This is a genomic window from Vibrio hyugaensis (genome assembly GCF_002906655.1).
In the GTDB taxonomy this organism is placed as follows: domain Bacteria; phylum Pseudomonadota; class Gammaproteobacteria; order Enterobacterales; family Vibrionaceae; genus Vibrio; species Vibrio hyugaensis.
In genome coordinates this window covers 1,412,844-1,438,699 of the sequence record NZ_CP025795.1, presented here as the reverse complement: position 1 = coordinate 1,438,699, position 25,856 = coordinate 1,412,844, and the positions used below count along the sequence as shown (strand labels likewise).

The 25,856-nt window shown below is 47.8% G+C and carries 25 protein-coding genes; 17 read left to right on the top strand and 8 right to left on the bottom strand.

What is annotated here, in order from left to right:
• Positions 1 to 13: 13 nt before the first annotated feature.
• Both C1S74_RS23490 and C1S74_RS26560 read right to left on the bottom strand, forming a co-directional pair.
• Positions 14 to 376 (bottom strand): c-type cytochrome, encoded by a 363-nt coding sequence (locus tag C1S74_RS23490; protein WP_045402564.1) that lies wholly within the window; start codon positions 374 to 376, stop codon positions 14 to 16.
• A 386-nt stretch (positions 377 to 762) separates the two neighbouring features.
• Complete coding sequence (locus C1S74_RS26560; protein ID WP_009704664.1) at positions 763 to 933, bottom strand: hypothetical protein; 171 nt, start codon at positions 931 to 933, stop codon at positions 763 to 765.
• A 345-nt stretch (positions 934 to 1,278) separates the two neighbouring features.
• Between C1S74_RS26560 and C1S74_RS23485 the strand changes: the two genes are divergently transcribed.
• Both C1S74_RS23485 and C1S74_RS23480 read left to right on the top strand, forming a co-directional pair.
• Positions 1,279 to 2,157, top strand: a complete 879-nt coding sequence (locus C1S74_RS23485; RefSeq protein WP_045402561.1) for a DMT family transporter — start codon at positions 1,279 to 1,281, stop codon at positions 2,155 to 2,157.
• Between the two features lie 74 nt (positions 2,158 to 2,231).
• Positions 2,232 to 2,783, top strand: coding sequence for a DUF2301 domain-containing membrane protein (locus tag C1S74_RS23480; protein ID WP_045402558.1), 552 nt, complete (start codon positions 2,232 to 2,234; stop codon positions 2,781 to 2,783).
• On the opposite strand, the gene C1S74_RS23475 is transcribed toward C1S74_RS23480, so the two are convergent.
• From C1S74_RS23475 to C1S74_RS23455, 5 genes are all read right to left on the bottom strand, one after another.
• Positions 2,780 to 3,676 (bottom strand): hydroxymethylglutaryl-CoA lyase, encoded by an 897-nt coding sequence (locus C1S74_RS23475; protein ID WP_045402556.1) that lies wholly within the window; start codon positions 3,674 to 3,676, stop codon positions 2,780 to 2,782. The two genes, C1S74_RS23480 and C1S74_RS23475, sit on opposite strands and share 4 nt — an antisense overlap.
• Positions 3,673 to 4,518, bottom strand: coding sequence for an enoyl-CoA hydratase-related protein (locus tag C1S74_RS23470; protein WP_045402553.1), 846 nt, complete (start codon positions 4,516 to 4,518; stop codon positions 3,673 to 3,675). Before C1S74_RS23470 ends, C1S74_RS23475 begins: the two co-directional genes overlap by 4 nt.
• A 25-nt stretch (positions 4,519 to 4,543) precedes the next feature.
• Complete coding sequence (locus tag C1S74_RS23465) at positions 4,544 to 6,148, bottom strand: carboxyl transferase domain-containing protein (protein ID WP_045402551.1); 1,605 nt, start codon at positions 6,146 to 6,148, stop codon at positions 4,544 to 4,546.
• 21 nt (positions 6,149 to 6,169) lie between these two features.
• The gene (locus C1S74_RS23460; RefSeq protein ID WP_045402548.1) at positions 6,170 to 7,339 is read right to left on the bottom strand and encodes an isovaleryl-CoA dehydrogenase; all 1,170 of its coding nucleotides are present in this window, start codon (positions 7,337 to 7,339) and stop codon (positions 6,170 to 6,172) included.
• 115 nt (positions 7,340 to 7,454) lie between these two features.
• Positions 7,455 to 7,838: a MerR family transcriptional regulator gene (locus C1S74_RS23455; protein ID WP_009704658.1), complete on the bottom strand. Its 384-nt coding sequence runs from the start codon at positions 7,836 to 7,838 to the stop codon at positions 7,455 to 7,457.
• A 290-nt stretch (positions 7,839 to 8,128) separates the two neighbouring features.
• Between C1S74_RS23455 and C1S74_RS23450 the strand changes: the two genes are divergently transcribed.
• The 13 genes from C1S74_RS23450 (at position 8,129) to C1S74_RS23390 (ending at position 22,730) form a co-directional block, all read left to right on the top strand.
• The gene (locus C1S74_RS23450; protein ID WP_045402545.1) at positions 8,129 to 9,340 is read left to right on the top strand and encodes a thiolase family protein; all 1,212 of its coding nucleotides are present in this window, start codon (positions 8,129 to 8,131) and stop codon (positions 9,338 to 9,340) included.
• Between the two features lie 36 nt (positions 9,341 to 9,376).
• The gene (locus C1S74_RS23445; protein ID WP_045402543.1) at positions 9,377 to 10,870 is read left to right on the top strand and encodes a CoA-acylating methylmalonate-semialdehyde dehydrogenase; all 1,494 of its coding nucleotides are present in this window, start codon (positions 9,377 to 9,379) and stop codon (positions 10,868 to 10,870) included.
• A 17-nt stretch (positions 10,871 to 10,887) separates the two neighbouring features.
• The gene (locus C1S74_RS23440) at positions 10,888 to 12,042 is read left to right on the top strand and encodes an acyl-CoA dehydrogenase family protein (protein WP_045402540.1); all 1,155 of its coding nucleotides are present in this window, start codon (positions 10,888 to 10,890) and stop codon (positions 12,040 to 12,042) included.
• 69 nt (positions 12,043 to 12,111) lie between these two features.
• Positions 12,112 to 12,900 (top strand): enoyl-CoA hydratase, encoded by a 789-nt coding sequence (locus C1S74_RS23435; protein WP_045402537.1) that lies wholly within the window; start codon positions 12,112 to 12,114, stop codon positions 12,898 to 12,900.
• Positions 12,901 to 12,908: 8 nt separating this feature from the next.
• Positions 12,909 to 14,033, top strand: a complete 1,125-nt coding sequence (locus tag C1S74_RS23430) for an enoyl-CoA hydratase/isomerase family protein (RefSeq protein WP_045402534.1) — start codon at positions 12,909 to 12,911, stop codon at positions 14,031 to 14,033.
• Between the two features lie 11 nt (positions 14,034 to 14,044).
• On the top strand, positions 14,045 to 14,950 hold the full coding sequence (gene mmsB / locus C1S74_RS23425; protein WP_045402533.1) for a 3-hydroxyisobutyrate dehydrogenase: 906 nt from the start codon (positions 14,045 to 14,047) through the stop codon (positions 14,948 to 14,950).
• Positions 14,951 to 15,009: 59 nt separating this feature from the next.
• Positions 15,010 to 15,768: an SDR family oxidoreductase gene (locus tag C1S74_RS23420; protein ID WP_045402530.1), complete on the top strand. Its 759-nt coding sequence runs from the start codon at positions 15,010 to 15,012 to the stop codon at positions 15,766 to 15,768.
• 629 nt (positions 15,769 to 16,397) lie between these two features.
• On the top strand, positions 16,398 to 17,279 hold the full coding sequence (gene cyoA / locus C1S74_RS23415; protein WP_078609229.1) for a ubiquinol oxidase subunit II: 882 nt from the start codon (positions 16,398 to 16,400) through the stop codon (positions 17,277 to 17,279).
• Positions 17,280 to 17,284: 5 nt separating this feature from the next.
• On the top strand, positions 17,285 to 19,321 hold the full coding sequence (cyoB, locus tag C1S74_RS23410; protein ID WP_045402527.1) for a cytochrome o ubiquinol oxidase subunit I: 2,037 nt from the start codon (positions 17,285 to 17,287) through the stop codon (positions 19,319 to 19,321).
• The gene (gene cyoC / locus C1S74_RS23405) at positions 19,311 to 19,910 is read left to right on the top strand and encodes a cytochrome o ubiquinol oxidase subunit III (protein ID WP_042602952.1); all 600 of its coding nucleotides are present in this window, start codon (positions 19,311 to 19,313) and stop codon (positions 19,908 to 19,910) included. Before cyoB ends, cyoC begins: the two co-directional genes overlap by 11 nt.
• Positions 19,910 to 20,221 (top strand): cytochrome o ubiquinol oxidase subunit IV, encoded by a 312-nt coding sequence (gene cyoD / locus C1S74_RS23400; protein WP_005443825.1) that lies wholly within the window; start codon positions 19,910 to 19,912, stop codon positions 20,219 to 20,221. Before cyoC ends, cyoD begins: the two co-directional genes overlap by 1 nt.
• 8 nt (positions 20,222 to 20,229) lie before the next feature.
• Positions 20,230 to 21,102 (top strand): heme o synthase, encoded by an 873-nt coding sequence (gene cyoE / locus C1S74_RS23395; protein ID WP_045402523.1) that lies wholly within the window; start codon positions 20,230 to 20,232, stop codon positions 21,100 to 21,102.
• A gap of 533 nt (positions 21,103 to 21,635) precedes the next feature.
• Positions 21,636 to 22,730, top strand: coding sequence for an NADH:flavin oxidoreductase (locus C1S74_RS23390; RefSeq protein ID WP_045402520.1), 1,095 nt, complete (start codon positions 21,636 to 21,638; stop codon positions 22,728 to 22,730).
• A gap of 76 nt (positions 22,731 to 22,806) precedes the next feature.
• On the opposite strand, the gene C1S74_RS23385 is transcribed toward C1S74_RS23390, so the two are convergent.
• Positions 22,807 to 23,703 carry a LysR family transcriptional regulator gene (locus C1S74_RS23385; RefSeq protein ID WP_038877196.1) on the bottom strand — a complete coding sequence of 299 codons (897 nt, stop codon included), beginning with the start codon at positions 23,701 to 23,703 and terminating at the stop codon, positions 22,807 to 22,809.
• Between the two features lie 155 nt (positions 23,704 to 23,858).
• Between C1S74_RS23385 and C1S74_RS23380 the strand changes: the two genes are divergently transcribed.
• Together C1S74_RS23380 and C1S74_RS23375 are read left to right on the top strand one after the other, a co-directional pair.
• Entirely contained in the window at positions 23,859 to 24,257 is a 399-nt protein-coding gene (locus C1S74_RS23380) for a RidA family protein (RefSeq protein ID WP_009704646.1), read from the top strand.
• 98 nt (positions 24,258 to 24,355) lie between these two features.
• Positions 24,356 to 25,816, top strand: coding sequence for an aldehyde dehydrogenase family protein (locus C1S74_RS23375; protein ID WP_045402516.1), 1,461 nt, complete (start codon positions 24,356 to 24,358; stop codon positions 25,814 to 25,816).
• The last annotated feature ends 40 nt before the right edge of the window (positions 25,817 to 25,856 follow it).

The window sequence follows — 25,856 nt, the reverse complement described above, 5'->3', positions numbered from 1 at the left end:
GAACGCTCCTCGGTTAAGGTTGAGCTTCTTTGCCTAGCTGAGAGTAGTAGTGGGCAATGTCTTCAATGTCTTGATCAGAGAGGGCATCGGCCTGCTGTTGCATCAGCACCGCGAGACCACTGGTTCGCTCCCTTGCTTTGTAGTCCTTAAGGGAGGAAATCAGGTAGGTTTTGTTCTGTCCGCGTAAGTTTGGGTACGCATCAATGGTCGATATGCCATCTACACCATGACAAGTCATACAAACTTTCGCTTTTTCTTTGCCGACTTCGAATTGCTCATTACCTTCTGTAGCAAAGGTGAGGGGAGAGAAGCACACAGCGGCGACGAGAGCCGTCCTCAAAGCTGCGCTCATGTTTTGGGTGTTCTTTAATCTCATCACTGATTCCCTAGTAATTTGAATGCGTGTTTCACTAACTTGGGCGCTGATATTCCAGATTTTCACTGTTATTGGTGGCGTGAATGCACTGGCGTATTTTTTATAGTTGTAGGTTAAAGAGTAAGCAGGTACTGGCGATATCGCTACGTACGAGCCGATTTAGTTGTGAATTTAATTACTAATACGTGTGAGGCTTGTGGATTGGACAAAATCAATCTCAATAAAACTAAAGTGAAAAGAATCGTTTAGCGATACACATGTGAAAAGTGGTGAGTTTTATTGAATTAGAAGCGTTAAGCGGCGGTTTTGGAAAGAAGGCGTGAAATTGAAAACCGCTCATGATTTGAGGCAAGAGCGGTTGTGAAAGAGAGAGTTATAAAAACAAACTAACGTCCACGGTACATCATCATGTCGTAGATATGAGTGATGGAAATTGGGTCCGCCTCGATGCTGCCGATGCGTAATGAAGAGACAAGATTAAACAACGAACCAAGCACCATTGGTGCCAGAATAAGTAGGGCGATCAGAATGAAAAAGAGTACGGTTGAGTGTCTCATAAAGCACCTCCTGTCTTCTGTTCTACTGTGTTTCGATTTTAGCATTTTGAACACCAACAGGTGATGAGATTATTCCGTATATTATTTGAGCTAAAACCTGATTGTGAGCGTTTTCGTTAACCACATAAACCACAAAAATAATGAAGGGATTTCACAGCAATTTACTCGATGAGAAGCATGTCACAATGTATACTGTGAGCGTTTCGCAAACGTTAACATTCCCTCATTCTAATTACACATCCTGTCAGCATTTGCGATGCGAATATAACTAGCTACCACGCATTAAAATCAATGATAAATAAACCCCTGACGAATCCCTCGCAGGGTCTTTTTTTGTGAGTAATTATGCTTAACTCAGAACGCAAAGCTGCATTCGTGCTCGTCGCTACTACGATGATCGCGGCATTAGGGTGGATCTTCTCCAAAGAAACCATTCAAGGTCTTCCACCATTCGGATTTATCGGTCTGCGATTCACCATTGCTTCACTATGTTTGCTGCCTCTGTGTATCAAACCGCTTCGTGCTGCTAATAAGAAAGATATTGTTGCCGCGGCAGGCGTCGGTGTGCTTTTAGGTGGTGCACTGATGTGTTGGATCTACGCGATTTCAATTAGTGACACGTTAGGTGAGGGCGCATTCATCATGAGCCTGTCGATGCTGTTCGTACCCATTGTCGCTTGGATTATGTTTCGTCAAAGACCTCAACGAATTTTTTGGGTGTCACTACCGATCGCGATTCTTGGCCTAGGATGTTTGTCTTTGGCTGGTGGTTGGCAACAATCTAGCAGCCAGCTTTGGTTCTTGGGCGCGGCTTTGATGCTCGCTTTGCACTTCAACGTAAACAGCAAGTATTCGCAAAAATTGCCTGTGTTGTTGCTAACGTGTATTCAGCTGTTCGTCACGGGTTTGATTGGTTTGCTGATTTCATCGTTGGTGGAAAGGGTGCCAACAGAGGTAAGCACATCTATCTGGATTTGGTTTGCGTTGAGCACGCTTTTGGCAACCAGTCTACGTTACGTGATGCAAACCATGGGGCAAAAGTTTGTCCAAGCGGGTAACGCTGCACTGATTATGATCCTTGAACCCGTGTGGACTGTAATTCTGAGTGTGATTTGGTATGGCGAAGTGCTGACCTCTAATAAACTCGTCGGTTGTGCGCTTATCTTATTCTCTTTGGTGATCTACCGAACTGGCGGTAAACTCCGCTTTCCAAAACGGGCGTAATTCAGTTTATAGAGCCGGCGATTTCACCCTCGTTGGCTTTTTATTCCTTTTCATTTTTAGGCAGGATGCTTTCCATGGCAAACACAGAACATCAAGAGACGCTGGATTCACTCGATAAAATCAGCGTGTGCTTGTATCGCTTTGGTATTACCTTATTTGCAATGGCGCTGCTTGTTTTTTCGGTTCTTGTCTCTGGTGCAATTTCTAGTTCACCATTGGTTTACCAAACCTCAGTCATTGCGCTTTGTGTGGCCGGTGCGTTATCTGCCGCGAACGTACATGTTTACAGTAAACACGTACGAGCCGTGATCAGTTGGGCGTCTTGGATTGGCTTGGTATTGATGGTGAGTGACTTGGAGTTTCAGCGCACTTGGTTAGGGCTTGGCTTTATCTTTGTGACCTTTTCGGGCATTGCGCTTAAAGAGTCTTTTTGCTTTAAAGTGCCAGGCTTAAAGATGGTGCCCGCGTTTCTCGCTGTAGCAACGTTTGCATTATGGTTTAACCTTCCTATTCTTGCAGCCATCACTATGTTGTTGGCTGGATTAGTAATGGGCTTCCTGTCTTTTGCTAAATGGCGTATGCCGCTGCATTTCGATATCGGTATCAAAGCGAATTACGAGATCTAACGCTGCTTTAACGCCAGCGAGACTTTTGAGGTCGGCTGGCGGTTCAACTCTTCACTGATCATCCATCCGGCTTTTGCCAGCAACTCCAAATCTACTCCGGTCTCGATTCCTAAGCCTTGGCAAAGGTAGAGCACATCTTCGGTAGCAACATTACCTGAAGCGCCATGAGCATAAGGGCAGCCACCAAGCCCAGCCACACTACTATCGATGGTATTGATGCCCATCGTTAAGGCTTGGTAGATATTAGCCAACGCTTGTCCCCATGTGTCGTGAAAATGGACCGCGAGCTTGTGGGTTGGGACTTTTACTTGCACTGCTTCAAGCATTTTAGCGATACGTATAGGCGTGCCTGTACCTATGGTGTCTCCAAGTGAAACCTCATAGCACCCTAATTCCATCAGCAGGTTGGCAACCCTTGCGACTTGTTCGGGCTTGGTTGGTCCGTCGTAAGGGCAGTCTGCCACGCAAGATAAGTAACCCCGAACGGGAATGTTATGCTTTGCTGCCAATTCCATTACTGGTTCAAAGCGGGTAAGGCTATCTGCAATCGAGCAATTGATGTTGTGTTGGCAAAAGCCCTCCGATGAAGAGGTGAAGATCGCGACTTGTGTAGCGCCGGCTTCCAATGCTTTCTCAAAGCCTTGTACATTAGGCGTTAGTGCTGAGTAGATGACGTTGTGGCGGCGGGTGATTTTATTCATTACATCGAGTGAATCCGCCATTTGAGGTACCCATTTAGGCGACACAAAAGATCCTGCCTCAATATGGTTGAGCCCTGTATCTGAGAGCAGGTCGATTAAGCGGATCTTGGCTTGCGTGGACACCGGTGATTCGTTTTGCAGACCGTCTCTCGCACCCACTTCGACAATATTTACCTTGTTTGGCAAATTCATTTCTTGCCCTTAGCTGGCTTGTTTATCCAACCCGGTTCTCGTTTCTCCAGAAAGGCTTGCAATCCATCTTGTCCTTGCGGCGATACGCGAATGTCGGCGATAAGTTGGCTCGTGTATTGGATAAGCTGACCATCAATCGGATTTTGGTGGCATTGATGACACAAGGCTTTGGCTTTTCGCATCGCATCTGGGCTATTGATCAGCAACGAATCAATCAAGCTTTCTACCACGGCTTCGATTTTATCCAGCTTATGAACCTCATGCACAATGCCAAACTTTTCTGCTTTGTCAGCGTTAATCACTTCGGCACTGAGTGTGTAACGACGAGCTTGACGGTTGCCCATAGCTCGCATGACATAAGGAGAGATGGTTGCTGGAACCAGTCCCAGTTTGACTTCACTCAAGCAGAAGTTCGCATTCTCCGCCGCGATGGCGATATCACAGCAACAGATCAAGCCTAATGCGCCACCAAAAGCGGAACCTTGCACAACGGCAATAGTAGGTTGAGGGAAAGCGTCCAGTGTATGCATCAGGCGTGCAAGGTTCTGCGCGTCTTCTAGGTTTTGCTTTCTGGTGCTACTTGCCATGGATTTCATCCAATTCAAATCAGCCCCAGAGGAGAAATGTTTGCCGTTTCCTCGAAGCACTAAGCATCGAACATCGGTGCGCAGAGCAAGGTAGTCCAGCCTGTGGATCAGCAGATCAATCATGCAAGCATCAAACGCATTGTGCTTCTCTGTTCGATTGAGCGTAAGTGTTGCGACGCCGAATTCATCGACGTTCCAAAATACTTCATCTTGTCGTTGGGTATTGGGGATAATACTCGGTTGATGATCCTGCATGTGGCGTCCTTTCTTCTCTACATTGCTACATTCTGAATATGCCAAAGTTGCTGTCAGGAATTGGCGCATTGAGCGCGGCTTTTAAGGCTTGAGCCAATACTTGACGCGTCTCCTTCGGGTCGATGATGCCGTCATCCCATAAACGTGCGCTGGCGTAGTAGGGATGCCCCTGAGACTCATACAAGTCTACGATAGATTCCCGGAATGCACTTTCTTCGGGCTCTGGCCAGTCTTCACCTTGGCGTTTTTTCACTTCTCGACGCACTTGAGTGAGCACGCCTGCGGCTTGTTCTCCGCCCATTACTGAGATTCGTGCGTTTGGCCACATCCACATCATGGTTGGGTCATAAGCACGACCGCACATGCCGTAGTTGCCTGCACCGTAAGAGCCGCCAATAATCACGGTGAACTTAGGCACATCCGCACACGCGACCGCCATCACCAGTTTCGCACCGTGTTTGGCAATGCCTTCTTCTTCAAGCTTTTTGCCCACCATAAAACCGGTAATGTTTTGCAAAAACAGTAGGGGAATTTTGCGTTTGGCACACAACTCAATAAAGTGCGCGCCTTTCTGTGATGACTCGGAAAACAAGATGCCGTTATTCGCCACAATGCCAATTAGATTGCTGTGGATCCGGGCAAAGCCACATACTAAGGTCTTGCCATAAAGTGCTTTGAATTCATCGAAGTCTGAGTCATCAACCACACGAGCGATGATCTCTCTAACATCAAAAGACAAGCGCAGATTCGCATTGACGATGCCGTACATCTCTTCGGCGTCGTAACGTGGTGGTAAAACCGGTTTGTCGCTTTGAACGGGGAGTGATTGGTTGGTATTGGAGATAGCTTCGCGTGCGAGTTGCAATGCGTGTTGGTCGTTTTCCGCGTAGTAATCGGCAACGCCAGACTTACGACAATGCACGTCGGCACCACCCAATTCTTCATCGGTGACGATTTCTCCCGTTGCGGCTTTTACTAGCGGTGGACCTGCCAAGAAGATGGTGCCTTGCTCTTTGACCATAATGGAAACGTCCGCCATCGCAGGTACATAAGCGCCGCCTGCGGTACAAAGCCCCATGACTACCGCGACTTGAGGAATGCCTTGCGCCGACATCCTGGCTTGGTTGAAGAAGATACGCCCAAAGTGCTCTTTATCAGGAAAGACTTCTGCTTGATGAGGGAGGTTCGCACCACCAGAGTCCACCAAATAGACGCAGGGTAATTGGCAACGTTGGGCGATCTCTTGCGCGCGTAAATGCTTTTTCACTGTGAGCGGGTAGTAGGTACCGCCTTTGACGGAAGGATCGTTAGCGATAACCATGCATTGAATGCCTTCAATGGTGCCGATGCCCGCGACGACACCTGCGCATGGAATTGATTCTTCGTAGACGTTCCACGCGGCGAATTGTCCGACTTCAAGAAACTCGCTGCCTTCATCCAAAAGGTTTATGACGCGCTCGCGAACGGGCAGTTTTCCTTTTAGCCGTTGGCGGTCGATGGCTTTTTGTCCGCCACCTTGTTTGATGGCTTTGATATTGGCATTAAGGTTGTTCACCAACTCGGTCATGACCGCTTTGTTCGACAAGAACAGCTCGTCGGTTGGCTTGGTTTTACTTTTAATGATTGCCATAGTGACTTCCTTGTCGGTGGGTTAGCGAGACTCTTCGAACAGCTCTCGTCCAATCAGCATGCGGCGAATTTCGGAAGTGCCGGCACCAATCTCATACAGTTTGGCGTCGCGTAGCAAACGCCCGGTCGCGTATTCGTTGATGTAGCCATTGCCGCCCAGTAGTTGAATAGCATCGAGCGACATTTGTGTGGCAAGTTCTGCGCTGTAAAGGATCACGCCAGCGGCGTCTTTACGTGTGCATTCACCTCGATCACATGCGGCTGCGACAGCATAAACATAAGCTTTGGCTGCGTTCATGCGTGAATACATGTCAGCGAGCTTTCCTTGCACTAATTGGAACTCACCGATGGATTTGCCAAACTGTTTGCGGTCATGAACATACGGCACCACTTCGTCCATACAGGCTTGCATGATGCCAAGCGGTCCAGCAGCTAATACCACGCGCTCGTAATCCAAGCCGCTCATCAACACTTCGACACCACGGTTTAGTTCTCCCAATACATTCTCTTTTGGTACAACACAATCTTGGAACACTAATTCGCAGGTGTTGGAGCCGCGCATGCCAAGTTTGTCGAGCTTCTGCGCATGGCTAAAGCCTTTAAACTCTCGCTCAATAATGAAAGCGGTAATACCGCGAGAGCCGCCGTTGGGATCGGTTTTCGCGTAAACCACTAAGGTATCGGCATCAGGGCCGTTAGTGATCCACATTTTGTTGCCGTTCATCAGATAGTGGTCGCCTTTATCTTCGGCTCGTAGCTGCATACTAACCACATCAGAACCTGAGTTCGGCTCACTCATGGCTAATGCGCCAACGTGAGAACCATCGATGAGTTTAGGTAGGTACTTTTCTCGTTGAGCTGGGGAGCCATTGCGAAAGATTTGGTTAACACAAAGATTGGAATGTGCGCCGTAACTGAGTGCGACAGACGCCGAAGCTCGGCTGATCTCTTCCATCGCAACAACATGAGCAAGATAGCCCATGCCTGCACCGCCAAACTCTTCATCGACGGTTACGCCGAGCAAACCCATTTCACCAAACTTGGACCACAAATGATTGGGGAATTGGTTATCGCGGTCGATGTCTGCGGCGATGGGGGCGATATGCTCGGTGGCAAACGCGTTGACGTGGTCTCGGAGCATATCGATGGTTTCACCAAGCCCAAAGTTGAATGGGGTGTAGCTGCTTTTCATAACATTTCCCTGTTGAAAGTACTGCGGTTGTTAGTACGGATAAGGTTCGAGTTACACTGCTTGGGCTTGGAAATTATGGTTATTCTTGTTTGTTTTAGTCGTTCTAAGTTTGTAGTTATTGGCTGTTAGTTTTATTGTCGCTTAGTGCTTGTTTGCATCGCTCTTTGGCGGTTTCTAGCTCGTTCATTACAACGCTAATATCATCCAGTTGCTGCTGTAAGTGCGCTTGTTTTTCATCAATGATGGTCAGCATTTTAAGCAGCTGACCATCGCTTTGTTGGGTATCGTAAAGCTCGAACAACTCTCGAATTTCCGCAAGCGAAAAGCCCAATCGCTTACCACGTAAAATCAACTTGAGACGGATCTTATCTCTGCGTTGATATACGCGAATGTTGCCTTTTCGTTCCGGCTCTATCAGCCCGACATCCTCATAAAAACGAATGCTTCGGGTCGTGATGTCGAACTCCTTGGCGAGGTCACTTATCTTGAATTTATCCACTCGGTTTTTCCCTCTAATGAATAGTTTTGGCTTCTTAAAATCCCTTCAAGCCTTGAACTAAACGGGCTAGCTAAAAGCATGAGAGTAAATTTGTGTTGTTATTAATCTGTTTCTTTACGTTAACGTAAATGTTAGTGCTATGCTTACGTAAACGTCAAGAAATCACAGTGCGAAAATTCATCGTTTTATGAGAGGCTGGAGTGACACCACATTCTGTGTGAAAGCTCCGTGGTAGCAGGTGTGAGGGATGAGTTCGTGAACTGTGAATTATCGTCGGAAGGGACGAGAGCATGGGAAACGACATCTGGATTGTCAGTGCAAAGCGAACGCCAATCGGACGCTTTCAAGGTCAGTTACAAGGTTATTCAGCGCCTCAATTAGGGGCGTTTGCTATCAAAGCGGCAATGGATGCGAGCGGCGTTAGCGAAGTCGACGAAGTCTATATGGGTTGCGTATTACCTGCGGGATGCGGACAAGCACCAGCCAGACAAGCAGCGCTAGGCGCACAGCTTCCACAGACTACAGGGTGTACCACCATCAACAAAGTGTGTGGCTCTGGCATGAAAAGCGTCATGCTGGCTCACGACCTTATCAAAGCGGGCAGCATTCGCAGTGCCGTCGCTGGTGGTATGGAAAGCATGACAAATGCGCCGTATCTGCTTAAAGAAGCACGTAACGGCATGCGAATGGGTCACCAATCTACTCACGACCATATGTTTCTCGACGGTCTTCAAGATGCGTATGAAGGGCACTTGATGGGCGTCTATGCGCAGCAAACGGCTGACCGTTCTGAGTTTACCCGTGAGCAAATGGATGAATGGGCGATCCTATCCGCGACCAGAGCGCTGGACGCGCAAGAGCAGCGTCTGTTTGACGACGAAATCTCGCCGATAGAAATCACGACTCGTCATAGCACTTCAATTTTGGATTACGACGAGCATCCTCGCTCCATCAAGCTCGACAAGATCCCTCAACTTAAACCCGCGTTCGATAAAAACGGCTCGGTGACTGCTGCAAACTCAAGTGCGATATCAGATGGTGCTGCAGCCTTGGTGTTAATGGACTCGCAGGTGGCACAGCATGAAGGTTTAACGCCATTAGCAATCATCAAAGGGCACTCGACCCACGCCAGAAAGCCCGCCGAATTTACCCTCGCGCCCGTCTTTGCAATAGAGCAGTTGTTATCTCAACTCGATTGGTCAGTAGACGAGGTCGATCTTTGGGAGATCAATGAAGCGTTCGCCGTTGTCACGCAAATCGCGGTACGCCAATTAGGCATTGATAAAGATAAAGTAAACATCAAAGGCGGTGCGTGTGCTCTTGGGCATCCAATTGGTGCAAGTGGTGCTCGTATTTTAGTAACCCTCATTCATAGCTTACGCCAACTGCAATCGCTTGGTGTAGATGGTGACAACAACAATAAAAAAGTGATGCGAGGTGTTGCATCACTTTGTATCGGTGGTGGTGAAGCCACTGCTATTGGTATCGAGATACCGCTTTAATTCCAATTATCGAATAACGTAAAGAAGGACTAGATTATGACTCGCACGGTTCCCTTATTCATCGATGGTGAGTTTCGTGAATCTCAAGCAACGGATTGGGTAGAAGTGACAAACCCTGCCACCAATGACGTGATTGCACGCTTGCCATGCGCAACGGATGAAGAGATGCACGCGGCAATTGAGAGTGCAAAAGCCACCTTTACCTGTTGGAAAGATGTCACCGTGTCTGAGCGTGCGCGTTTAATGCTGCGCTACCAACATCTACTGAAAGAACGTCACGATGAGCTGGCGACGCTGCTTTCTCACGAGACGGGCAAGATCTTTGCGGATGCAAAAGGGGATGTGTGGCGTGGTATCGAAGTGGTCGAGCAAGCTGCCAATATTGCCAGCAACATGATGGGAGAAACCGTCGAGAACGTTGCTACAGATATCGACAGTTATTCGCTGATTCAACCGCTTGGAGTGTGCTGCGGTATTACGCCGTTTAACTTCCCTGCCATGATCCCTTTGTGGATGTTCCCAATCGCGATTGCGAGCGGCAATACTTTTGTTCTCAAACCCTCTGAGCAAGTGCCGCTAACGTCCATTCGCTTGGCTGAGTTGTTCGAAGAAGCGGGTGCACCAAAAGGTGTGCTGCAAATCGTGCACGGTCGTAAAGAGCAAGTCGACTTGTTGTTGAAACATCCCGATATCCAAGCCGTTTCTTTCGTTGGTTCTGTACCCGTAGCGCAATACATCTACACCACAGGCACGCAGAACTTCAAACGTGTTCAAGCCTTTGCTGGTGCGAAAAACCACATGGTAGTGATGCCAGATGCGAACAAAAACCAAGTGGTGAACAACTTAGTTGGCTCTTCGGTTGGTGCGGCAGGGCAACGTTGTATGGCGATATCTGTCGCTGTGTTTGTAGGCAGTTCGAAAGAGTGGATTGCCGATTTAAAACAAGAAATGGCGAAAGTGCATCCGGGCGCTTGGGATGACGAGGATGCCGCGTATGGTCCTTTGATCAGCGCACAAGCAAAACAGCGTGTGCTCGGTTTGATTGAAGAAGGCAAACAACAAGGGGCGGTGTGTGAACTTGATGGTAGCCAATGTGAAGTGGAAGGTTTCCCTGAAGGTAACTGGGTCGGTCCAACTTTATTCAGTGGCGTCACTACTGAAATGTCGATTTATACCCAAGAAATCTTCGGACCTGTTTTGGTGTGTATTGAGGTAGACACATTACGAGAAGCGATAGATCTGGTGAATCGCAACCCATACGGCAACGGCACTTCCATCTTTACTGCGAATGGTGCGGCGGCGAGAAAGTATCAACATGAGATTCAAGTCGGTCAGGTAGGTGTGAACGTGCCGATTCCAGTCCCTTTGCCATTCTTTTCGTTTACGGGGTGGCGCGGTAGCTTTTACGGTGATTTGCACGCCTACGGCAAACAAGCGGTGCGCTTCTACACCGAGACCAAAACCGTGACGGCTCGTTGGTTTGATGACGATATCCCAACCGGTCCAAACCTGACTATTAATTTGCGCTAACGAAGTAAGGAGCTCATATGGATTTTGAACTCAACGAAGATCAACGTATGTTTGCCGACACGGCTCAGCAGTTTGCGGCAGAGCGTTTAGCGCCAATGGCAGCAGAGTGGGATGAAAAACAAATCTTCCCGAAAGATATCCTTAGAGAGGCAGGAGAACTCGGTTTCTTGAGCCTCTACACCCCAGAAGAGCAAGGCGGTTTGGGCTTAAGCCGTTTGGACGCGTCTATCATTTTCGAGCAACTCTCCATGGGGTGCACATCGACCACCGCATTTATGACCATTCACAACATGGTCACTTGGATGGTCGCGAGCTTTGCAACCGAAGAAGTAAAAGACGCGTTTTGCCCAAAACTCATTACGGGTGAATTTCTCGGATCTTATTGTTTAACCGAGCCAAACGCAGGTTCGGACGCGGCATCTCTGACGACGTCTGCGACTAAGCAAGGCGATAACTACATACTCAACGGCGGCAAAACCTTTATTTCCGGTGCAGGCGATACCGACGTGTTAGTCGTGATGGCGAGAACCGGCAATGCAGGAGCGAAAGGTGTATCTGCGTTTGTTGTCCCCGCCGATGCAGACGGTATTAGCTACGGGCGTAAAGAGCCGAAAATGGGTTGGAACAGCCAGCCAACACGCGCGGTAACTTTCGATAGTGTTTCTATTCCTGCGTCACATCTGCTCGGTGAAGAAGGACAAGGGTTTGTGTTCGCTATGAAAGGCTTAGATGGTGGACGCATCAACATTGCTACCTGTTCGGTCGGTACGGCTCAACAAGCGTTGAATCAAGCGGCGCAGTACATGCAAGAGCGTAAACAGTTCGGCAAATCATTAGCTCAATTCCAAGCATTGCAATTCAAACTGGCAGACATGGCAACCGAGCTTGTCGCTGCCCGTCAACTGGTACGGTACGCCGCCAGCAAGTTAGACCGAGGTGACCCAGATGCCACGACTTATTGTGCCATGGCAAAACGCTTCGCAACCGATGTTGGTTTTCAAGTTTGTGACCAAGCACTGCAACTTTACGGTGGCTACGGTTACATCAAAGAATACCCAATGGAGCGCTATTTCCGTGATGTTCGAGTACACCAAATTTTGGAAGGTACTAACGAGATCATGCGGTTGATCATCGCGCGTCGATTGCTCGCAGAAGAGTCCGCATTGCTATAAGTGCAGCCGACAAGCTCTGCTTTTATTCATAACGCTCAGGTCATTTTCATCAAGAAAGGATTCAGAGATATGTCACTAACAGAACAACAAGCGATTCAACATACCATCAGCAATCATGTTGCGGTGGTGACCATGAACAACCCGCCCGCCAATACATGGACGTCACAAAGCTTAACCGCATTGAAAGAGCTAGTGCTGGCGCTAAACGACAACAAAGACGTTTACGCTCTAGTGCTCACGGGGAATGGAGAGAAGTTTTTCTCTGCTGGTGCAGACCTCAAGTTGTTTGCCGATGGCGATAAAGCAGTTGCGTTAGAGATGGCGCGCATCTTTGGTGAAGCCTTTGAAACGCTGTCTGCATTTCGAGGGGTTTCTATCGCTGCCATCAACGGTTACGCCATGGGAGGCGGATTAGAAGTCGCATTGGCGTGTGATATTCGCGTGGTGGAAGAGCAAGCCGTGCTGGCACTGCCAGAGGCGAAAGTGGGCTTACTGCCTTGTGCTGGTGGTACGCAAAACCTAACCGCATTGGTCGGTGAAGGTTGGGCGAAACGCATCATATTGTGCGGTGAACAAGTTGGTGCAGCACAAGCGCGAGAACTCGGGTTAGCAGAAGAAGTGGTGGCAAAAGGTAGAGCGCTTAATAAAGCCATTGAGCTTGCAGAGTCGGTTGCCAATCAATCGCCGTCCTCGGTAACCGCATGTAAAGCGCTTATCCAAAACATGCGTTCAGCGCCACTCAAACATGGTCTGATTAAAGAGCGAGAACTGTTTCTAAATTTATTCGATACCGAAGATCAAACCGAGGGGGTTCGTGCCTTCTTAGAAAAACGTAAACCCAACTGGAAGAATCAATAGGAGGTCGCATGACAGGGAAAGTAACCATTAGCGAAATAGATTGCTTAGACGGCGTGCACCGAATTGGTATCGCGACGTTAGACAACACGGCTTCTTTGAATGCGTTGACTTACGACATGTTGGCAGAGCTCAACGACCAACTTATCGAATGGCAAGATGACCCTGATTTGGTGTGTGTCATCCTCAATGGAGCGGGTGAAAAAGCGTTTTGTGCAGGGGGCGATGTACGAATCATGTACCACGTCATGCACGAGAAAAGCAAAGAAGAGACCGCAGAGTTCTGTTCTAACTACTTCTCGCTCGAATACGAATGCGACTATCTGATCCATACCTACCAAAAGCCAATCATTGGCTGGGGAGAGGGCATTGTGATGGGTGGTGGCATGGGCTTGTTTATGGGCACCAGCCATAGAGTCGTCACCCCTAAATCTCGTCTTGCGATGCCAGAGATCAATATCGGGCTTTATCCGGACGTGGGTGGAACTTGGTTCTTAAGCCAAATTGACCCAGAGGTAGGTTTGTTCCTTGGGTTAACCGGTGCAATGGCGAATTCAAGTGACGCTGTCACTATTGGTTTGGCAGAATGGTTGCTGTTGGAAGAGCAATATCCGGAACTGTTAGAAGAGCTGAAACAAGTCGACTGGGGCGCTGCCGATGCCAAATCGCTTGTCAGTGCGTTACTTCAATTGATGGAAGATCAAGTCATCGACAGTAAGCCGACAACACAGATTTGCCCTTATCTCGACCAAATTAAAGAAGCCTGCAAAGGCTATGATTTAAATCAGATTGCCCAACGTATTCAAGCAATGGAAGGCGAGACCCAATGGCTTGAAGTCGCTAAAAAATCGTTTGTTGCGGGCAGTCCGATCACCGCACATATCTGTTTTAGGCAAGTCAAAGAGTACCACCGTTTGTCGTTGGCGGATTGTTTCCGTCTAGAGCTAACCTTGTCAGTTCGCAGCGCATTACTCGGTGAATTTGAAGAGGGCGTGCGCTCTCGATTAGTTGATAAAGACGGCAATCCAAAATGGATGTTTAACAGCGTCAGTGAAGTCGATGAAAGCGTCATCGATACCTTGTTCACTTCTCTTTGGTCAGAAGAGGAACATCCACTTGCACAGCTAGGAAAATAAGGAGAAACAACATGAGTACCATTGCATTTATTGGCTTGGGCAACATGGGCAGTCCAATGGCACAAAACCTATTGGCGTCAGGGTTTCATGTTCAAGTGTTTGATGTGGATGTGAACGCGGCGAAGCAACTTGAACCGTTTGGCGCGGTGGTTGCTAGCACATTAGAAGAAGCCGTAGATGGTGCAGGAACGGTCATCACTATGCTACCAGCAGGTGCACACGTGCGCGCGGTGTATTTGGGGGATTTACACGGTGGTGTCGGTCTGCTCAACATTGTGCAGGACAACGCATTGCTGATTGACTGCTCGACCATCGATCCAGATTCTGCTCGCTTGGTGGCGAACGAAGCGCAGAACAAACGATTGTTGTTTGTCGATTCTCCCGTCTCCGGTGGTGTAGCAGGCGCAAAAGCAGCAACGCTGACCTTTATTGTTGGTGGCTCGGACGAAGCGTTCTCTAAAGCCAATGCGATCTTGCAATACATGGGTAAGAACGTGTTCCACGCTGGTAAAGCGGGCGACGGTCAGATGGCAAAAATCTGTAATAACCTGATGTTGGGTATTTTGATGTCGGGAACTTGCGAGGCGCTCAACCTTGGTATTGACCATGGTCTCGACCCGAAAGTCTTATCCAATATCATGCTGCAAAGTTCTGGTCGAAACTGGGCGTTGGAGCTCTATAACCCATGCCCCGGTGTGATGGATTCTGCGCCAGCGAGTAATCAATACAACCCAGGCTTTATGAGCAAGTTGATGCTAAAAGATCTTGGCTTAGGCTTGGATGCGGCGCTGCAAACCCACTCTTCTGTTCCGATGGGCTCTTTGGCTCGTAATCTTTATGCATTCCATAACGCAGCAGGTCATGCAGAACTCGATTTCTCTAGCTTGTTTGAATTTTATAAGAACCAGAAGGGCTAAAAGCAAGATTCCCTATCAGGCGTTTAAACATGGAAGCTATCCAGTAATGGAGTACAGATATGGATTTAAAAAACAGTGTCATTGCAATCACAGGTGCGGGGCAAGGGTTAGGGCAGATGATGGCAGTCAGCCTTGCTCAAGCGGGCGCAGATTTAGCATTGCTTGATGTTAGCGAAACGGGACTGCTGAATACCCAAGAACAATGCCGGATGCTCAGTGCCAAAGCATTGATCTATCGACTTGATGTGACCAATGAATCTGAAGTGGAGGATACCTTTAATGAGATTCTTCAAGACTTTGGTCAGATAAATGGCTTAGTTAATAACGCTGGCGTTTTGCGAGATGGGTTGTTAGTCAAAGCCAAAGATGGCGAGATCACCAAGATGTCGCTTGAGCAGTTCAACCTAGTGATGAACGTCAACGTCACGGGCACGTTCTTGTGTGGTCGAGAAGCGGCAGTCAAAATGATCGAGAGTGGCTCGAAAGGCGCCATCATTAACATCTCCAGCGTCGCAAGAGCGGGCAATATTGGACAAACCAATTACTCTGCCTCGAAAGCTGCCGTCGCAACCATGGCAACAACATGGGCAAGAGAACTCGCCAGATATGGCATTCGCTCTGCGGCTATTGCGCCCGGTGTCGTCAAAACTGCGATGGCAGATCAAATGAAACCAGAAGCCATAGACCGACTGCAAAAGATGATACCCGTCGGTAGGATGGGAGAGACGAGTGAGATTGCTCATGCCGTGAAATACATTCTTGAAAACGACTACTTCACAGGGCGAGTGCTCGAAGTGGATGGCGGAATGAGAATGTAGCATTGAGCCATTGGTTTCTGGCTGCGAGCGCTAGTTAAGTAGCGCTCGTTTCTTTTTAGTGAGTTCATTCGATTAACAATTGAACCAAATATCACTCCTAAAAAGCACTTGGTATTAATCTGGTAAATTGGATTACTTAAATAATCATTTGCTGCAGAAATGCCATGTAAATAGTATGTGAATTCATAACTATGATACTGGTCACGCTTTACTTAATTCGCACTTTCTAATGTAGCTCACACTCTCGCGCTGAGTACGCAACTGATTACTTTTCTTGTTTGCATTGCTTAAGTTGCTGTAAAGAAAAGAATATATGCTGTAGTACGTTAATCTCGTGTACCTGCTTTGCTATTCCTATATCAATATTATCTTTCATAAATGGAACGTTAGTTTCCATCTGTGGCTAATGAGCTTTCCTTTTCCCCTCCGCATAATGCGCTCGAATGTAACAATGTATTTCAAAGTGTAACAATAAACTCACGTTGTAAGTGTGGTTTTAACCATCAAGCAACTTGATACCTCCCACCAAGAAGTCCATTGCTGCACAAGCTCAACACAAAAATATTCTAATGACCAAGACAACCAATCGCAGGGCTTGCTCTGTTGTTGGCTAACCATCGAGAAAGTTAATGGAAGCTTCAAGATACAAACGCATCTTAGCGAGGATAAGTTTGGCAGGAACCATTCTTATGCTTTCAGGGTGTAACTCTGCTCTACTTGACCCGAAAGGTAGTATTGGCGTTCAGGAAAAAGAACTGATCATTACAGCGCTTTTACTGATGCTGATTGTCGTGATCCCCGTGATTTTAATGACAATCTATTTTGCTTACCGCTACCGAGAGTCGAACACTGGCGAGGAATACGCTCCAGAGTGGGCGCACTCGACCAAGATCGAAGTGGTGGTGTGGACGATTCCAATCATCATCATCGCGATTCTGGCAACCATCACTTGGCGTTCTACTCACGAGTTAGAACCATCCAAGCCCATCGCAAGTGACGTCAAACCCATCACCATTGAGGTGGTGTCACTCGACTGGAAATGGCTATTCATCTACCCAGAAGAGAACATTGCGACAGTGAACTATGTGGCGTTTCCGAAAGATGTTCCGGTTCAGTTCAAACTGACGTCAGACAACATCATGAACGCGTTCTTTATCCCGCGTCTCGGTACTCAGATTTACGCGATGCCAGGTATGGTGACCAAGTTAAATCTGATTGCGAACCACACTGGGGATTACAAAGGCTTTGCTTCTAACTACAGCGGTAAGGGTTTCTCGCAAATGAAATTTACCGCAGCGGCAATGGAAGATCGCACTGCATTCCTGAATTGGGTACAGCAAGTGAAAGCCAGCCCTGATCGAATCGAAGACTGGGAGCAATTCCGTGCGCTTGCATCACCAACGGTGGCGGAGCCTGTGAAGATGTTCTCTAGTATTCCACCATTTTTGTTCACCGACGTCGTGACCCAGCATCCGGGTTCAATGAACTGTTTGCCGGAAAATCTAGGATAATCGCAATGTTTGGAAGATTAACACTTAAATCAATCCCTTATCACGAGCCGATTATTGTCGTCACTCTAGCGGTGATCGCGATCGTTGGTTTGGCTGTCGTTGCGGCGATAACCAAAGCGGGTAAGTGGCAATACTTATGGAATGAATGGTTTACTTCGGTAGACCACAAAAAACTAGGCTTTATGTACATCGCTGTGGCAATGGTGATGTTGGTTCGTGGCTTTGCTGATGCGGTCATGATGCGTAGCCAACAGCTGCTTTCTGCAGCAGGCGAGAGCGGTTATCTACCACCACATCACTACGATCAAATCTTTACTGCCCACGGCGTAATCATGATTTTCTTCGTGGCAATGCCATTGGTGATTGGTTTGATGAACATCATCGTACCGCTGCAAATTGGTGCGCGTGATGTGGCATTCCCTTACTTAAACAACCTGAGTTTCTGGTTGTTTGTTGTGGGTGTGATCCTAACCAATATGTCACTTGGCTTGGGTGAGTTTGGCCGTACTGGTTGGTTGGCGTATCCGCCACTGTCTGGTATCGAAGCAAGCCCAGGAGTCGGGGTAGACTATTGGATATGGGCACTGCAAATATCTGGTGTCGGTACCACGCTGACGGGCGTGAACTTCTTCGCAACCATCTTGCGCATGCGTACACCGTCTATGCCAATGATGAAGATGCCAGTGTTCACGTGGGCGTCCCTGTGTGCCAACATCCTAATCATCATTTCATTCCCAATCCTAACTGTAACGATCGCGCTACTGACGTTGGATCGCTACATCGGTACGCACTTCTTCACCAATGATCTTGGCGGCAACGTAATGATGTACGTCAATCTGATTTGGGCATGGGGTCACCCAGAAGTGTACATCCTGATCTTGCCTATTTTTGGTGTGTTCTCTGAGGTAACGGCAACCTTCTCACGCAAGAAGCTGTTTGGTTACACCTCACTAGTATGGGCGACCATCGTAATTACGATTTTGGCGTTCGTCGTTTGGCTGCATCACTTCTTCACCATGGGCTCAGGTGCGAATGTGAATGCGTTCTTCGGCATCGCCACCATGATTATCTCTATCCCGACCGGGGTGAAGATCTTCAACTGGTTATTCACCATGTACAAAGGCCGAATCCGCTTTACCACTCCGATGATGTGGACGGTTGGCTTCCTAATTACCTTCTCTGTAGGTGGTATGACGGGCGTACTAATGGCAGTACCGGGCGCGGACTTTGTTCTGCACAACTCAGTGTTCCTGATTGCGCACTTCCATAACGTAATCATCGGTGGTGTGGTATTCGGTTGTTTCGCTGCAATCACATACTGGTTCCCGAAAGCAACTGGCTTCACCATGAACGAAACATGGGGCAAACGTGCATTCATTTGCTGGATCGTTGGTTTCCTAATGGCGTTCCTACCGCTTTATGCACTGGGCTTTATGGGCATGACGCGTCGTCTAAGCCAAGACCTTAACCCAGAGTACTTCCCATTGTTGGCAGTTGCAGCAGCAGGTACGGCAGTGATTGCGCTTGGCGTAGCTTGTCAGTTCATTCAAATCTACGTGAGTGTTCGTGACCGCGAACAAAACCGTGACCTAACGGGTGACCCATGGGGCGGTCGTACCTTTGAGTGGGCGACGTCTTCACCACCGCCGTTCTACAATTTTGCGCACCTACCAAAAGGCGACGTTCTAGATGGGTTCTGGTACCAAAAACAGAGTGGCGAATTCGATCCAACCAAAGAAGTGGAATACGAACGCATTCACATGCCGAAGAACACTCCAACAGGTATCTATGTGTCTGCATGGGCATTGGTGTTTGGCTTCGCGATGATTTGGTACATCTGGTGGCTGGCAGCAGCAAGCTTTGTTGGCATCATCGTGACGTGTATCCAACACAGCTACAACGACGACGTGGATTACTACGTTGAAGTAGAAGAAATCAAAGCGATTGAAGCGGAGCGTCGAGCTCAACTTGAAGAAGCGAAGAAAAACGAAGTGAAAGACAACGATAAGAAAGACGATCTGGAGGTGACCTATGCAAGCTAATGTTGCGGTTCACGACCACGATCATCACCATGATTCTGCTGGCATTAAGCTGTTTGGTTTCTGGATTTACCTAATGAGTGACTGTGTATTGTTTGCGACCTTGTTCGCGACTTACGCAGTACTAGAAAGCGGCTCTATTGCGGGTCCAACCGGTAAAGACATTTTCGAACTGCCGTTCGTGTTTGTAGAAACCATGTTGCTGCTATTCAGCAGTATCACGTTTGGCTTCGGCATGATTGCGATGAAGCGCAAAGACGTTACAGGGTTAAAACGTTGGTTAAAAGTGACCTTCTTACTTGGCGCTGGCTTTATCGGAATGGAAGTGTACGAGTTCCATCACCTGATTGTTGAAGGCTATGGTCCACAAGAAAGTGCATTTCTATCTGCGTTCTTCACTTTGGTCGGAACACACGGTTTGCACGTAACCTTTGGTTTGATCTGGCTAGCCGTGTGCTACCACCAACTTTCAACCAAAGGCTTGAACGATAATATGTCGATGCGATTCCAGTGCTTGAGCTTGTTCTGGCACTTCCTAGACATCGTTTGGATTTGTGTATTCACCATCGTTTACTTATTGGGGGTTATGTAATGGAACAACATCTAGATACAGGTGCCTCTGATTACGTAAAAGGCTTTATTGCGTCTCTGATCCTGACCGTGATTCCTTTCTACTGTGTGTGGGCGCAAGTGCTGCCAGATACCGCAACTTATGCTGTGTTATTTGGTTGTGCGATTGTGCAGATCTTCGTGCACTTTAAGTACTTCCTGCACATGGAAGTGAAAACGTCAGAAGGTCAGTGGAACGTGGTGTCACTGATGTTTACCGCCATCGTTGTGTTGATTCTGATCGCTGGTTCGATCTGGATCATCTACAACATGAACGTCAACATGAAGTTGTAGGCTAGGGTATGCTGAAAAGTTATTTGTCTATTACTAAACCGGGCATCATTTTCGGCAACCTGATTTCTGTTGCGGCGGGGTTCTTCCTCGCCGCAAAATCAGAACCCGCTAACTTTCTGTTGTTGCTGACAACGTTAGTTGGTGTCGGGCTTGTGATTGCATCAGGATGCGTGGTGAACAACATCTTCGACCGCGATATCGACCAAAAAATGAAGCGCACACAAAACCGTGAATTGGTGATGGGAAACATCAACATCGACGCGGCGTTTGTTTACGCTTTGGTATTGCTGTTGAATGGCACAGCGTTACTGTTTCAACTAGTGAATCCGCTCTCGGCTGTGGTTGTACTCTTGGGTTACGTGTTTTACGTCTTCTTCTACACCATGTGGTACAAGCGAAATTCAGTCTACGGCACCTTAGTCGGCAGCATTTCTGGCGCGGTTCCTCCGCTGGTGGGCTACCTTGCGGTGACGAACTACATCAGCTTAGAAGCGATCTTACTCTTCATCATGTTTTGTCTCTGGCAGATGCCGCACTCCTACGCGATTGCCATGTTCCGCATGCAAGATTACCGTGACGCAGGCATTCCAGTACTTCCTGTTAAAGAGGGGATCGCTAAAGCGCATCAGCATATGAAAGCGTACGTGGTTGCTTTTGGTGTAGTTGCTATCGGATTGTTTATGTTGGGTGAAGCTGGGTACGAGTATTTAGCGGTCTCGGCAGCGGTGTGCTTTATGTGGACACGAGTGACATTCCAAAAAGTGAATTACAACAACTACATCCAATGGTCCAAAGCGGTGTTTAAGGTGTCGTTATTGGTCGTAATGAGCATCAGCGGCATGCTTGGCTTAGAGTTGATTCCACTGCCGTTTATTCATTAGAGGAAAGTAAATCTGAGTTAACGATTGATGACATCAGTAGTTGTGATGAGAACAAAACCAATGAATGCGGAATCGGTGATCTATCTCACCAAACCTTAATCCAGATTAAAGTTTTGCCGCAGTTTCGGCGGTAAGGTTCGCGTCGCTCATCGCACTGAACAGAAATTCAGAGAAGGAACAGCCATGCTTTGTGTATCGCTGTTCCTTTTTCGTTCCTGCTCGGTAGTGATCTATACCCAAGTAACCTCGAGATGCTTGCTTCAGCGAGAATGACTTGGTTCGTAGACGCGGCGGCGATTTGAAGATCTAGTTACTCTAAATCAATAATCGACAACAAAGTATACGAGCCAAGACAACTCGCCCTTCGGGAGCGTGTCATTAATTCGATCTCTGCTTCAAACAACTTGGAAAGAGCTGGCTATTCCGCTGCGTTGTTTTCCTTGACCTCGAATCAATGACAACGCTCTGAATCCTGCATCTTGAAGTCACTTGGGTATGTAGAACTAAAAAGACAGATTTTAAGAGGACTGGACTTGAGCATTTTGTTTTCAGAAGCCCGCATTGGCAACATGACACTAAAGAACCGCTTTGTACGCAGTGCAACGTGGGAAAATATGGCAACAGAAGACGGTCACATGACCGAGAAGTTGTACGACATTTATGAAGAACTTGCCAAAGGTGAAGTGGGCCTGATCGTTACTGGCTACGCAAACATCGTAGAAGAAGAGAAGCCGAACGCAGGCATGATGGGGATCTACAACGATTCTTTCATCGATGAATACAAAAAGCTGACTGACCTTGTCCATGAGCATGACTCTAAGATCGTCATGCAGGTCGCTTACGGTGGCACAAAAACGACCTTCAACGTTGGAGAGCGTGTGATTTTTGCTCCAAGTGAAGTGCCAGAGCGCGGCACCAAAACTGAAGGCAAAGCGATGACTCAAGATGAGGTCGACTACATCGTTAAAGCATTTGCGCTAGCGAGCAAGCGTGCACAAGATTCTGGCTTTGATGGTGTAGAAATCCACGCGGCGCACACGTACTTGATCAACCAGTTCTTGAGCCCATATTACAATCGTCGCGAAGACCAATACGGCGGCAGCCTTGAGAACCGCATGCGTTTCCTTATGGAGATTTATGCCGAAACGCGCAAGCTAGTTGGTGACGATTTCCCGATTCTGGTGAAACTGACAGCAACAGAGTTCTTCGATGGCGGTTTGACGTTCGATGAAACGCGCATTGTTTGTAAGAAGCTAGAAGAAGTGGGCGTGGATGCGATTATCGTATCGGGTAACATTCATGGCAACGCAAGCACCATGGTAGGTGAATCGTTCGACGGTTACACGCTACAAGAAGAAGGCTACTTCCACGAGTACGGTCAAGTGATCAGCCAAGACGTGAACGTACCTGTGATTACCGTAGGTGGCTTAAACGACTTCTGTGCGATTGAAGACTTGGCTGAAAACACTAAGATTCAATTCTTCGCGCTTTCTCGTCCGTTATTGGCAGAGCCACAATTGATCAAGCGCTGGAAAGACGGTAACCGCGCCGAAGTGGACTGCGAACGTTGCTCTAAGTGTCGCACCAAGCGCGGCAACTTCTGCGTGGTTTACAAGCGCAGAAAGTAACGTGTTTTGACGCATGAAATTTTAAAAAGCCCCTGATGATTAACGTGTCAGGGGCTTTTTTAGTTGTGAGTTATGCTTATGAAGTTTCGACTTCTTCTTGGTAGTTCAAGTAATGAATGCACAAATCATGAAACGCTTTTGCCTGAGGGGAGATGGTTCTATCCGTCAGAGTAAAGATGCCAACTTGTCTTTCTAAAGGTGGATCGATCAGTGGAATCCAAACCAGTCGAGTTTCGTTGGTCGGGAACGCTAATTTGGGCAAGGTGGTGACACCAATACCAAGCTCAAGAACTGAGAATAAAGACGTGATGTTTTCAACAGAATACAAAGCTTGTTCACTTAGCGCGCGTGCAGGAGTGGGATCGAGTAGGGTACAAGTCCCGTTTCGAATAAAAGGTTGTTCTAACAGTGTTTGCCATTCGATTCCTTCTGGATGCTGAGCGATAGGGTTATCCTTCAAACACACCACGCCAATGGGGTCAGAGATTAGCGGGGTAAACTCGATGCCGCCTTCGTCTAAATGTGATGGGTTACCCAATGCTAAATCGACTTCCCCTGATAACAAACGCGCTTCGACGCCAGCTGCGTTATCATCAATCAAGCTGACTTCAACGTTTGGGTACTGTTCGCAAAACGCACCTAAAACACTTGGAATCAATTTAGCCGCAACGGAGGGAACGCTAGCGATGCGTACCCGACCTTGTTGGCCCGCGGCGGCGGCTTTCAAGTCATTATCCAATGCACTGTAGATGTTGAGAAATTGAATAATTTTAGGTAAACAGATTTCACCGAAGGGAGTGAGCTTGGATTTGTTGCCCGTTTCAAACAGCGTTTGCCCTAGGTTTTTTTCCAGTTCTTTGATCGACGTTGACAGCGCCGCTTGCGAGCGGTTCGCTCTATGTGATGCCGCTCGAAAACCACCTTCCTCGACCACCATCACAAAATGCTTTAATTGTTGAAGCTTGATACTCATGGCGAAACCTCTGCAATCCCTTTATTTACCTTAGTCTTAATAAGGTGATAGATTTTTCTTATCAAATGTAAAAAATTTACCGTTCGATTTATCGCCTGTCAATGTGCAGTATTTAACTATCTTGAAACAAGGTTGTTACAAAGGTTGAAAGGCACGTGAATACTTCTACGAAAAAATACCCAGTCAAAACCGCATTGTTTGCTTCTAAAGCACCACTCGAGTGGGCCATCGTTAACAATGGCACTTTATACACGGCACAAATTCCGATTGATGATACAGGTGCTGTTGTAGAGGGTGGTATCGAAGCGCAAACACGCCAAACCTTCAATAACCTCGTCCATACTTTAGAGTGCGCGGGTGAATCGTTAGACTCCGTTTTACAAGTACTGATTTACGTGACTGATCGTGAATATCTCAAAACGGTTAACCAAGTGTACGCGGAGTATTTTGAGGCGCCTTATCCAAACCGTGCCGCGATGGTGGTAGCAGGATTAGCTCGCGAAGAAATGCTGGTGGAATTTGTGGTGTACGCATCGGCGAGCCAGCCCGAGTAAATTATAAAAGCACAGAGCCAATACTTAGTTGGTTTTGTAAGTCAGATTAATGAACTGGTGGAAGACCACTGGACGTCAGGAAGAACAAGGACAGAGCAATGACTTTTATCAATAATGTTCAAGCAGAAAAATCCCTCTATATTGCAGGCGAATGGCAATCGGGCGTTGATACGATTGCCAACATTAACCCTTCAGACATCAGTGAAAATTTAGGTCACTTTGCACAGGCGAGTGGAGCGCAAGTAGAGCAAGCGATTCAAGCTGCTAAAGTTGCACAGCCCGAATGGGAAAAAACGCCAATTGAGCGTAAACAAGCGGTATTGCAAGCAATTGGTGATGAGTTGATTGCCCGTTGTGATGAACTTGGTACGTTGCTTTCTCGTGAAGAAGGTAAGCCTTTTGCAGAAGGTCGCGGTGAGATCTACCGTGCTGGTCAATTCTTCCAATATTTTGCGGCTGAAGTGCTGCGTCAAATTGGCGATAACGCGGCTTCCGTCCGTCCAGGCGTTTCCGTTGAGGTAACTCGCGAAGCTGTTGGCGTTATCGCCATTATCTCTCCTTGGAATTTCCCAACCGCTACAGCTGCATGGAAAATCGCGCCAGCGCTTGCTTTCGGCAACAGCGTCATTTGGAAGCCTGCGAACTTAACGCCAGCAAGTGCGGTTGCACTGACTGAGATTATCCATCGTCAAGGCTTACCTGCAGGCACATTCAACCTTGTGTTGGGCAGTGGATCGCAAGTAGGTAACACGCTTATCAACTCGAAAGACGTAAATGGTGTGAGCTTTACTGGCTCTGTTGATACCGGACGTAAAGTAGCGGCAGCAACGGCACCGAATTTTGTCCGTTGCCAGTTAGAAATGGGCAGTAAGAATGCACTTGTGGTTGCCGATGATGCAGACATTCAAATTGCAGTTGAAGCAACCATTGCAGGCTCTTTCTCTGGTGCAGGTCAGAAGTGTACCGCGTCATCTCGTCTCGTCGTCATGGATGGTATTCACGATGCTTACGTTGAAGCACTGATCAAACGAATGAGTGAGCTTAAAGTTGGCCACGCATTAGAAGAAGGCATCTTCATGGGGCCAGTGGTGGATGGAAACCAATTGAATGCGAACTTCGAATGGATTGAGAAAGCACGCCAAAGTGGTGCGGAGTTAGCGTTCGGTGGCGAGCGCTTGAACTTAGCACATGATGGTTTCTACATGTCGCCAACCCTTTTCCTCAATACGCAAAACAGTTGGGAAGTGAACCAAGAAGAAGTGTTCGCGCCAATGGCAAGTGTGATTCGAGTCTCTGATTTGGATGAAGCCATTGCAGTAGCGAACGATACTCGCTTTGGTTTGACGGGCGGCATCATCACACAAAGCCTTCGTAACAGCGCCATCTTCAAACAGCAGGTACAAACTGGCTGTGTGATGGTCAACCTACCAACCGCAGGAACGGATTACCACGTGCCGTTTGGTGGTCGTAAAGAGTCGAGCTTTGGTCCACGCGAGCAAGGTCAATACGCAAAAGAGTTCTACACCGTGGTGAAAACCGCTTATCAACGTCCTTACTAAGTGAAATAGGGCAGCCGAGCATTCCGCTGCCCAACCTTAA